At 68.2% G+C, this 12,101-nt stretch carries 1 protein-coding gene (cut by a window edge); it reads left to right on the forward strand.

Going from position 1 to position 12,101, the window contains the following annotated elements:
- Positions 1 to 12,101, forward strand: partial view of a DUF4347 domain-containing protein gene (locus tag NGK62_RS27020; protein WP_251881177.1) — the 5' end (the start) only. Its footprint extends 17,530 nt past the window's final position; the window shows 12,101 of its 29,631 coding nt (coding positions 1–12,101); its start codon is at positions 1 to 3; the stop codon falls past the right edge of the window.

Raw genomic sequence — 12,101 nt, forward strand, 5'->3', positions numbered from 1 at the left:
ATGAGCATGAAGAAACTGGCGCGCAAACTCTGGACCGGCCGTTCCTCCCGCGAGGTGCAGCAGTCCCTGTTCCGCAGGCGGCCGCTCTTCGAGGCGCTGGAGCGCCGTTATCTCATGTCGGCCGAACTGCTGGTGCCGCCGCCGCCGCCCGCAAGCGATCAGGCTCCCGTGGTGGCGCCCGCCGATCCCGCCGCCGGCGCTCAAGGCAAGAAGCCCAGCGCGCCCGGCTCGCATCCGTACCTGGTGGAACGGGCGGCCTTCAAGGCCGTCACGCAGCACAGCGAGATGCTGACGCTGGAACAGTACGCCAAGGCCAGCGCCACGCGCCAGGGCGACGCCAAGGCCTGGCTGCCCGGGCAGGAAGCCAGCCAGTCCAAGCCGGCCGCCAACATCCCCGGCTACACCACAAACTCTGAACAGACGCCGGTGCGCCAGATCATCTTCGTGGATCCGGCGGTGGACAATGCCGAGCAGGTCGTCCAGGGCCTGTATGGCTTGATCAGCGGCAAGACCGAAGGCCTGGACGGGTTGGCCAGGCCCACAGGCGACGGCCCGCAATTGCAGGTGCTGCGCAGCCACGACACCGAGATCATCGTGCTGGACGGCCGCTACGACGGCGTGGACCAGATTACGCAGGTGCTGGGCCAGCACCAGGACCTGGCGGCGGTGCAGATCATGAGCCACGGCAGCGTGGGATCCCTGAAGCTGGGCACGGCCACCCTGGGTTCGGGCCAGCTGGATGCCTACAAGGACCAGCTGCGCGCCTGGGGCGACGCCATGTCGGAAGACGGCGACATCCTGCTCTATGGCTGCAACGTGGCGGCCGGCCGCGGCGGCATCGCCTTCGTCGATAGCCTCGCGGCGATTACGCGCGCCGACGTGGCGGCGGCCACCCATACCGTGGGCAGCGCCGCGCTGGGCGGCGACTGGGTGCTGGACTACCGTCACGGCGCGATCGAGGCCGGCTCGGTGACGGTCGCCAGCTGGAACGGCGTGATGGCCAGCGCCACCGGCCTGCAAAGCGGCGGTTCGACCCTGCAGGGCGTGGCGGTCAATGATCATTTGATCGGCTACGGCAGCAATAACACATTCGTGTTCGACAACAATTCGACCGCGGCGGTGACGACGATCGAAGTGCGCCAGGGCATGAAGCTGGATAACGGCGTCTGGGTGCGCAACGAGGACGACGACAACAGCAACAACACGCTGGATTTCTCGGGCATCCGCGGCAACGTCACGGCCATCATCAGCAACAACGACGCCTATCAGATCACGTACTCGACGGTGGACGCCGGCAACAACTGGACCCAGCGCGTCGTCAACGTGGTGTTCAAGTCCGCCGACGGCTCGCAAAGCCTGAAGATCGGCGACAAGACCTTCAACCTGATCGGCACGGCGCAAAGCGGCAAGACCATACTGGACTACAGCGGCTACGCCACCGGCGTGACGGTGGACCTGTCCGGCCCCACGGCGGACGCCAATGGCGAAGAGATTCCGCCGCCGCCGCCGACCGGGTTCGGCTATGTGCGGGCGATCAGCGGCGTCAAGGGTTCCACGCAGGGCGGCAACAGGATCACGGTGGTGGGCGACACCACGGTCACGATCAACAACTCGCAAGACATCATCAAGGGCAGCGGCGGCGGCAACACCTACATCGCCGCCGCCGGCACCCTCGGTTTCAACCTGACCCAGCAGGCCGGCCAGAGCGGCAACACACTGGACCTTTCCCAATTCGGCGCAGACGTCACGGCCCGCGTGCAGACCGGCGGGGGCATCAGCGTCTACATGGGCGCGGGCGTGGCGGCCGACGGCAGCGTCAACGGCCTGGCGGCCGCGCTGGTCAGCAATCTCGACGTGCAGATGTTCTTCGGCGTGGCGGGCAGGACCACGCTGGATTACTCGGCCTATGAAGACAACGTCACCGTCAACCTGAACTTCCAGGACGGCAATACCGGCCTTTACGATGCCAGCGGCTTGGGCGGAGTGCTGAACATCAGCAACGTCATCGGCGCGGGCGGCGATTATGGCAACGACATCGTCGGCAGCCTGGGCGACAACATCATCACCGTGGCCAATAGCCGCGGACAGAACCGCATCAGTGGCGGCGGCGGCAACGATCTGGTGATCGGCAACCTGGCCGCGGGCGGCGCAACCGAATACATCGCGGGCGTGGAAAGCAACGCCTCGCTTAGTGGCGACAAGACCTCGGCCACGTTGACGAACACGCCTCTGGGCGCGGGCGCCGCAAGCACGGTGACCCTGCGCGGCGTGAACGCCGTGACCTTGCAGGACTATCGCACCATCGACGCCGCCGCTGCGGCGGGCAGCGCCTATCACGCCGCCACCAGCGTCACGCTGGACGGCACGAATTACCGCGGCGACCTGACCTTGATCGGCAGCGCGGGCGCCAACGTCCTGCTGGGCGGCCTGGGCCACAATACCTTTACCGGCTACCAGGGCGCGAACCAGCTGTGGGCGCAGGCGGGTGCGCAGAGCAACACGCTGGACGAAAACGGCCAGTGGAATTTCACGCTCACCAACAATCAGCTGTCGGCGAGCTACGCCTCCGACGGCACTCCCCTGGGCGCCGGGGTGCCGGTCCCGACCCTGAGCAACACGCTGAACGGCGCTTTCAGCGACGCGCGCCTGAACGGCGGCCTGGGTTCCACCCTGATCGACGCCTCGGCCTTCAGCGGCAACACGGTGCTGGTCAGCGGGCTCATGGCGGGCGGCGTGATCCGCGCGGGCTCGGGCGACAACACCCGGCACCAGATCATGCTGCTGGGAGGCCGCTACAACCTCTATGGCGGCACGGGCGCCAATGCGGCCACCGAACTGGTGGTGGCGGCCGACGGCCTGACCGGCACGGACGGCGCAGGCTACCAGTCGCAGATGGCGGCCAGCGGCGGCGTGGGCTATGTGTCATTCCAGCAGACGGGCGCCACGGGCTGGATCCAGCGCACGGCCAACGAGACCCAGGCCACCGCTTCCACCTATGCCGGCATCTCCAGCGTGCGCGTGATCAGCGGCGAGTATGGCAACTGGATCGATACCTCTCGCTTTGCCGGGACGGCGGTGCTGGACGGCATCGCCGGCCTGTCCAACTATTTCATCATCAGCAATGCCTATGCCACCCAGGTGATCGGGTCCGCCGGGTCGAACACGATAGAGCTGTCCACGGGCGGCAAGAGCGTGGCGCTGGACAACAGCCAGGTGAAGATTGGTTCGGGCGGGGCGCAGATCAGCAGCGTCCACACCAACGTCAAGGACTTCCGCTTCGTGGTGGAGGGCAGCAGCGCCAATACCGTGGATACCACGGCCTACACGGGCGTGACCACGCGGACCTATCTGTCGGATCTGACCTCGGGCTACACGCCGGCGGAAGGGCCTGCGCTGGCGTTCTTGTTTCCCAATCACGGCAATGCGCGGGTCGACGTCGGCCTGGAAGGCGTGCGCACCATCCAGGATCTGCTGGACGCCATCGGCGCCGGCATCATGGTCAACGCGGCGGGCGAGCCGCTGCGCATTGCGGTCGGCGGCCCCAATGCCGGCAAGCTGATTCCGGCCAGCGACAGCACCACGCCCTGGGATTATCTCTATGCGTTGACGGCGAGCCTGGACGGGCAGGGCCGCCTGCAGATCCGGTACAGCCAGGACGCGATCGCGGCGGGCTATTCCGGCGCGTTCTCGCTGGCGCCCGGCATGCAGGCGGCGCTGAACGCCGACGGCACGGTGTCGAACTCCACGGTCAGCCTGTCGGATGCGGCCTATAAACTCGGCCTGATCGCGGCCGGACAGGTGCAAAGCAGCTCTGATGGCGCGGGCGTGCTGACCGGCGCGGCGCTGGCGATCGGCCATCAGACGCAGTTCGTGCTGGCGGGGTCCAACTCGACGATCCGCTCCGGCGGCGGCGACAACACCTTCGTCGTGAATTACGGCCAGGGCGGGCTGAACACCGGCGCAGGCAACAGCATCGCCGCGCAGGCCGGCGCGCGCAACAGCCTGGTGGTCAACACCAGCGTCGGCGCAGTGCTGTCGAATACCAACGTCCACTTCGTCAGCGGCGGCTCGGCCGCAAGCCAGGTGGCGCTCAACGGCGGCGTGTTCGCGGACGCCACCGTCATCTCCACCAGCTCCACCGGCGCGACCACGCTGGATGCCAGCGCCTGGACCCAGGCCGTCACCCTGGGCAGCAGCGGCGGTTACGACACGCTCAAGGGCAACACCAACAACGTTTCCTTCATGGTGACGCAACCGGCGGACACCGCCGGCGGCACCGTGACCGTAACGCTGGCGTCCAATAGCGGCAGCGGCAACAGCCTGCAGGTGATGGCGCTGGGCGGCAGCGCCGCCTTGTCCAACCTCATCTCCACCACCGGCACGATCGCCGGCGTGACGCTGGGCGCGAATACGAACAAGCTGGACTATGTGCTGGACATCGGCAGCGGCGCACTCGATCAGGCGTTGACGGTCAGCGGCCGCAACGTGATCATCCGCGGCCAGTCATATTCGGTGCTGCACAACATCACGCTGGATGCGGGCTACGCCCTGCGTCTGGAAGGCGAGAAGATCACCGTCGGCGCCACGAGCGGCGCCAACATCGTGCTGGCCGCGGGAGCGGTCGAGCTGGCGGCGCAGCGCTACCGTCCGTGGCGTAGCGCGGTGGCCCAGATCTACAAGCTGGACGCCGCCATCACGATCAACAACGCGACCCTGTGGGCCAAGGACACGGGCGGATCCGGCGTCAGCCTGAGCAGCAAGATCGACAGCAAGGACTACGACCTGGATCCGCTGATCAAGAACGGCGCGAACCAGGGCGGCGTGCTGGGCACGCTGGCGGGCGGCGTGAACTCGGCCTTCGACGCCTTGATGAAGTTCCTGGACGGCGCCGGCGCCATGGCGGCCTGGGCCGGCATCGAATACAACTCGTCGATCAAGGTCGGCGCGCAGGCGCGCCTGGTGTCCAACGGCGACGTGACCATCACGTCCACCACGTCGGCCACGGTCAAGCTCAGTCCGCTGGTAGCCAAGATCGCCGGCATCGCCGTGGGCGTGCTGCAGAACAAGTCCACTATCGACGTGCAGGGCACGGTGATCGCGTCCCGCTCGATCACGATCAAGTCCGACCTCACCAACGAGATGGAGATCGCGTTGCTGCCGGGCCAAATAGGCGCGGTGCCGGCGGTGATAGGCGTGGGCGTGGCGGTGGTGATCAGCGAATCCAGCGTGCACATAGGCACGGGCGCGAGGCTGGAAACGGGGCTGCTGCATACCGCCAATCCGGATACCGGCACCGTCAGCGGCGTGGGCGGCGACGTCACGATCCAGGCGCTGACCAGCCACAAGAGCACGATTTCGATATCGGCCGCGGGCGCCATGGCCGAAAGCGACGACACCAAGCCGGTGACCGGGGCCGACGGCAAGATCGATCCGTCCAAGGAGACGGGCAAGTACAAGGCTGGCTACGCCAAGGTCGGCGTGGCGGTGGGATTCGCGTACAACCAGCTGACCACCGAGGCCTATATGGACGGCACGGTGGTGACGCGCAATGCGGGCAAGGTGACGGTCGAGGCAAAGGCGCAGGACGCCGGCAGCGCCATTGCCGTCAAGACCATCCTGGGCGGCCGCGCGGCCACCGGCAGCGATTTCCTGACGTCGGCGCAGACCGAAGCCAAGAACGCGGCCATCGCCAAGACCGTCAGCCCCATCGTGGGCGGCGCCCTGGGCGGCCTGGGGACGGGCGTTCAGTACGTCAAGAGTTTCTTCAGCGCACTGGTGTCGGAAAGCCGGGGCGGCAAGTTCGGCGCCAAGATCAAGGAAATCAAGCAAGAGAAGGATTTCGAGGATCGCGCCAAGTACGATTCGGACATCCAGAAGGAAATCGACAATCCCTCCACCGAGTTCCAGGTGGGCGCGGCGCTGGGCATGGCGATGAACAACATCACCACGACCGCCCGCATCGGCAACGGCGTGGTGGCGGCCACGGTCAACACCGCGGGCGGCGACGTCACCGTCAAGGCACAGACGCAATACAACACCCGGCTCACCATCATGAGCGGGGTGGACGATCAGGCGATTGCGGACAAGCAGGCGTTCCTGAACAAGAAGAACAACCTGACGACCAATCAGCCCGAGCGCGCGCCCGGACCGGACGGTTCCGATTTTGGCGCGGCGGCGGCCGTGGTCATTGGCATCGACGACGTTGCGACGCGAGCGACCGTCAGCCAGCTGGCCGCGATCAACACCCAGGGCGGCGACGTGGCGGTTACCGCCAGCACCCTGAACCAGATCGACCCGATGAAGCTGTGGCTGGTCAATCTGTACGCGCCCTTCGACGGCATCAACGCCAAGTGGAATGACGCCGACGGCACCAAGGCCAAGGCCGAGGTTGCCGGCAAGGCGGCCGCGTCCTTCCTCAACAATCTGCAGGCCACGCTGACCAGCACGGGCGGCATCTCGTCCAGCTTCAGCAGCTGGGCCAGCGCCACGGCCAAGAGCAAGAAACTGGCCCTGTCGGGCGCATTCACGGTGCTGGTGCAGGACACCAAGACGCAGGCGCAGGTGGCGGGCAAGATCAATACGACCTTGTCCGGCGGCACGGCGGGCGATGTGACCGTCCAGGCGGAGAACTCCTCGCAGCGCCTGAACCTGGTGGGCAACATCATCCTGCCGTCGATTTCCCTGGGCGGCGCCAAGTCGCTCCAGCAGGCCGCGCCGCGCGGCGCGGCCGAGAGCCGCTACAGCTATGGCAAGGACCGGGTCAAGGGATTCCTGACGCCGAAATTCCAGGGCTTCGACTACGGCAGCAGCTCCAAGGAAGGCTCGGCCATCGGCGTGTCGGTGTACGTGAACGCGGCCAAGCACGATACGCGCGCCGTGGTCAGCGACACCGCCGAGATCAACTCGGGCAAGCTGACGGTCGATGCGGACAATGAACTGATCTCGGTCACGCTGGGCGCATCGGGCGGCCAGGCCAAGAGCCTGGCGCTCAACGGCGTGGTGCTGGTCAACTCCACCAGCGCGACCACCCTGGCCCAGGTCGGCCGGGGCGCGCGGATCGCGGCCGCGGGCGCGGCGGACATCCAGGCGACGGACGCGACCTGGGTCGGCACGGTGGCGGGCGCCGCCGCCGGATCGCAGGCGGTGGGCGTGGGCATGAGCGTGTCCATCAATGACGTCAACCGTTGGACGCAGGCGCTGATCGGCGACACGCTGCGCGTGGCCGATGGCGCACCCACCGGCTTGCCGGTAGGCTCGTTCTCGGCCGCTTCCTTGACGATCCGCGCAGAGAACAAGGGCTTCGTCGGCAATCTGGCCGTGGCGGGTTCGCGCGTGTCCAGCCCGGTGGCGGGCGCGGGCGGCGGCACCGGCGCGGGCGCCGGCGGCACGGGCGGCGCGGGAGGCACGGGCACCAGCATCGATGACATCAAGCTGCCCACCGGCCAGGGCGACGCGGCTCCGGGGGCGAACGATCCCGCGCCTGCGCCGGCCACGAGCCTGGGCTCCAAGCTGGAAGGCCTGAGCGGCCAAGCCACGCAACTGACCCAGGACGCGGGCGCGGCGCCAGGCAGTCCGGCGCCGGCAGGCGGCGCCAGCCAGCAGTCCAAGGCGGGCGTGGCGATTTCCGGCGCGGTGGCCGTGAACATGGTCAATGACTTCGCGCAGGGCTACATCAACGCGGCCGGCATGAATATCACGATCGGCGGCGACGCCAAGATCGAGGCGTTGAACGGCACCCACAGCCTGGCGCTGTCGGGCTCGGCCGCGCTGGCGCAATCGGATACGGCCAAGTCGAATGTGGCCGTGGCGGGCGCCTACAGCATGAACATGATGGGCGGCGAGGCGCGCGCCCAGGTGCTGGCCGTGGGCGAGCTGGTGGTGGCTGCGGATCTTGCGCTGGCGGCGCGGCGCACCGGCGTGGCCGTGACCATCGCCGCCGGCATGGCCGGCGCCAAGGGGCAGAAGGGCGTGGCGGTGGCCGGTTCGGCCGCCGTCGGCGTGGCGGACTACGCCAACATTGCCTTGCTGGGCAATGCGGCCAAGGTGAGCGCGCGCGACGTGACGCTGGAGGCCCGCGACTTGAGCGTGCTGGCCACCGTGGCGGGCGCGGTCGCCAGTTCCGACGGCAAGGCGGGGGTGGGCGCGGCGGTCGCGGTCAATGTCAGCAGCAGCAAGGTCGAGGCGGGCATCCGCCAGGTGACCGAGCTGCTGTACACGGGCCGTGTCGACGTGTCGGCGGAATCCACCCAGGTCGCGGTGGGCTTCGCGGGCGCGCTGGGCGCGGCGCGCGATGGGACGGGCGCGGGCGGATCGGTATCCGTCAATGTCATGTCCAACCGCATCGAAAGCTATCTGGTCAACAGCAAGATCGTCTACAACGGCGCCGCCAGCGGCAGCCACGACGTGACTGTGCGGGCGCAGGACAAGACCACGCTGGTTGCGGTGACCGGCGCCGCGGGCGTAGGCAAGAAGGCGGGCGTGGGCATCGCCGTCAGCTACAACGAGATCGGCAACGCCGTCATGGCCGGCATCCAGGGTTCGACCGTGGATACCGGCGGGCATGGCGCGGTCAAGGTCAGCGCCAAAGATACCTCGTCCCTGGGCGGCGGGGCGGTCGGCGTGGGCGTGGGCATGGGCGAGGCGAAGTTCGCGGGCGCGGGCTCGGTGCAGGTCAACCGCGTCGGCTCCGCGGTGGCGGCCTATGTGCTGCCCAGCCGCGACGGCAACGGCGCGGTCACGGCGCGCAGCCGCATCGACGCCTCGTCGCTGACGGTCGAGGCGACAGAGAACAATACGCTGGTCGCGGTGACGGGCGGCGTCGCGGTTACGGCGGGCGGTTCGGTGGCCGTGGGCGCGTCGGTCAGCGTCAACGAATTCAGCTCGCGCACCAGCGCGCTGATCGAGTACGCGGATGTGGACGTTAGCGGCAAGGTGGACGTGTCGGCGCATTCGTCGCCGCTGCTGGTGTCGGTGGGGGCGGCGGGCGCGCTGTCCAAGAAGTTCGCGCTGGCTGGCGCGGTCAATGTCAACATGATGCGCGCGGCCACCGAGGCCCGCATCAGCGACAGCACCGTCAAGGCGGGCAGCCGGGCAGGCTTCACGGGCGACGCCGTGCGCGTCAATGCCTCGGACGCCTCGGCGCTCTATGCCATTACGGTGGCGGGCGCGATTGCGACCCAGGGCGCGGCGGTAGGACTGGCCGTGGCCGTCAACATCATGGGCGGCAACACGGCTTTCGACCGCAATCTGCTGGCCTTCGACAACACCACGCTGGCCGATTCGGGCGCGGCCGTCACCACGGTGGGCGTGGCCGACAACGGCGGCGCCGCCGCCAATCCCAAGGTTGCGGCTGCCATCCTGCGCAGCGACGTGCATGCGGTGCAGGGCAACGTCAACGTATTTGCCGGCCTGGTGGACCCGATGGCCGCGGGCGGCAATGCCCAGCTCAACGGCGGCAGCCAGTTGCCGGTGGGCGACGGCAACATCCGCGTGGACCAGGGCGGCAGCACGCTGACCTTCACGGGCGATGCGGCGGCCGTCATCAACGGCGCCAAGGACGACAGCGGCAACGCCGGCATGCCGGCGCAAACCGGCGCCGCGGGCGGCGAGTTTTCAGGCTGGCAGACCGGCGACGGCGTCTACCTGAGTTCGGGCGCGGGCAACATCACGCTGGCCGACGGCTCCGCCCTGCGCAACGACCGCGTGTATTACGTGATCCGGCGCGCGGCCCCCGACGGCCAGGCCATCATCCAGCTGGCGGATACCCAGGAAGACGCGCTGCGCGGCAAGGCGCTGCAATTCGGCAGCGTCGCCAACCTGGCGGCCATCGGCTTTGCGCACGTGCGCATGCAGGAGGCCACCAGCGTCAACCTGCAGCCCTTCCACGGCGTGGACGCCGGCGTGACGGTGAATGCCGCCACCCATACGCTGACCCTGGCGCAGCCGTTCGCGGGCGTGCAGGAGGGCTCGGCCATCGTCTACAGCGGCTCTATCGGCGGCAACGGCCAGATCGAGGACGTGCTGGCCAACCGCATCCTGGCCCAAGGCAAGGACGTGCTGAAGGTCGGCGTCACCTATTACGTGTTCAACCTGAGCGCCGACCAGCGCTCGTTCCAGCTGCGCGACGGCCAGGGCAATCTGGTCGACTTCAGCGGCGCGGCCGTGGGCGGCGCCTTGCAGCGCTTCAGCGTCAACAATCCCGCAGGCGCAGCCCTGAACCCGGACGGCAGCCTGACGCTGCCCAAGGCCCACGGTCTGGCCACGGGCGACAAGGTGGTCGTCAACCTGGCGGCAAACGGTGTGCTGACTGGCTTGTCCAATGACCACGTCTATGTGGTTGAAGTGGTCAACAGCACCACGCTGCGCTTCAAGGACGTGAACGGCACGCCGGTGGCGCTGGGGACGCTGGGCTACGTGTCGGAGTTCAATGCGGGCACCAAGCGCTACGAGTATTTCCTGGCGGACGCCAACGGCGTCAAGCTGCTGGACGCGCAGAACAAGCCGATCTCGGTCAACCCGGACGCGATGATCGCGTTCACGCAGGTTGCCTTGGTGCGCCAGACTTCGCAGACCTCGACCAGCACGGGCAGCGACGGCACCCAGAACACCAGCATCACCCAGGGTACGCCGACCGATGCGACGCTGTCGGCTTCGTCGGCCCAGAGCCAGGTCATCGGCGAAAGCAGCTTCTCCTTCGCCAGCGATGCTGGCCTGGCGACGGGCGACGTGGTCATCTACCGCAGCCAGGGCGCGAACATCGCCGGCCTGGTGGACGGCCAGCGCTACTACGTGATCAACGCCTCGCAAGGCGGCGCCTTCCGCTACCAGCTGGCGAGCTCGCTGGACAACGCCCGCGACGGCATCGCCATGAAGCTGGGCGCGGCCACGGGTACGGGTGGCATCAGCCTGCAGAAGGCGGTGGACCGCATTACGTCCGGAGGGCTGATCTCGCTGGATATCGGTACGCTGACGCAAGGCCATGCGCTGAGCAACAGCATGTTGAGCATCACGGTGGCGGGCGCGGGCGGCAAGTCGCTGGGCGGCGCGGGCGCCGTCGGCGTGAATATCTCGCGTTCCGAGGTCAGCGCCATCATCGACAACACGGGGGCGGCGGCGGGACAGAAAGTGCGCGCCGAGGCCGGCGCGGTGTCGGTATCGGCACAGGATGCCAGCCGCATCGTGACGGCCACGGGGGCGCTGGGCATCTCCACTACCCAGGGCGCATCGGCCGCCATTGGCGCGTCCGTGAGCGTGGCGGACATGCGCAACGACGTGCGCGCGGCGATCGCGCAAGCGACCGTGGAGGCCCAGGCCGTGCAAGTGCGCGCCGAGGAGCGCGCCAGCATCTACAACGTGTCGGTCGGCCTGGCCGGCGGCGCGGGCGTGGCGGTGAGCGGATCGCTGGCCGTCAACACGATCAAGAACACGGTGCATGCGCAGATCCGCGATTCGTCGGTGACGGCGACCTCGGGCGATATCCGCATCGCCGCGCGCGACGTGGCCAGCATCGCGGCCTTGGCCGGCAATGTGGCGGTCTCCGTGGGCGGCCGCGTGGCCGCGGGCATGGCATTCGCGGTCAACCAGATATTCGACACGGTGTACGCGGGCGCATTGCGTTCGTCCCTGTCCGCCACGGGCGATATCGTGGTGCTGGCCAGTTTTGCCAAGCCCGATGACCTGTCGCCCGGGTTGAACGCGCAGATTTCGGCCATGGCGGTCAGCGGCGCGGTCGCGGCCGGCGGGTCTGGGGCCAATGTGGGCTTTGGTGGATCGGCAGTCCTGAACTGGATCGCCAACAGCATCAAGGCCGAGATCGGCGAGACCGCGGCCGGGCAGGACGTGACGGCGGGCGGCGATATCGTGGTCCGGGCCAGCGATGAATCCACGATCAACAGCCTGGCGGGCGCGGTGGCGCTGGGGCTGGGATCGCAGGGCGCGAGCGTCGCGGTGGGCGCCAGCCTGTCCTATAACTACCTGGGCGGCGCGCCCGCGGGCAACGCGCGCGAACACTCGATCTCGGCGCAGATCCGCGATACGCAGGGCGCCGTGCGCGGCGCGCACGTGCAGGTGGCTTCGCTCTTCAAGGGGCAGATTCATAACGT

This window comes from Achromobacter sp. Marseille-Q4954, assembly GCF_943737025.1.
Lineage (GTDB): Bacteria > Pseudomonadota > Gammaproteobacteria > Burkholderiales > Burkholderiaceae_B > Achromobacter > Achromobacter bronchisepticus_A.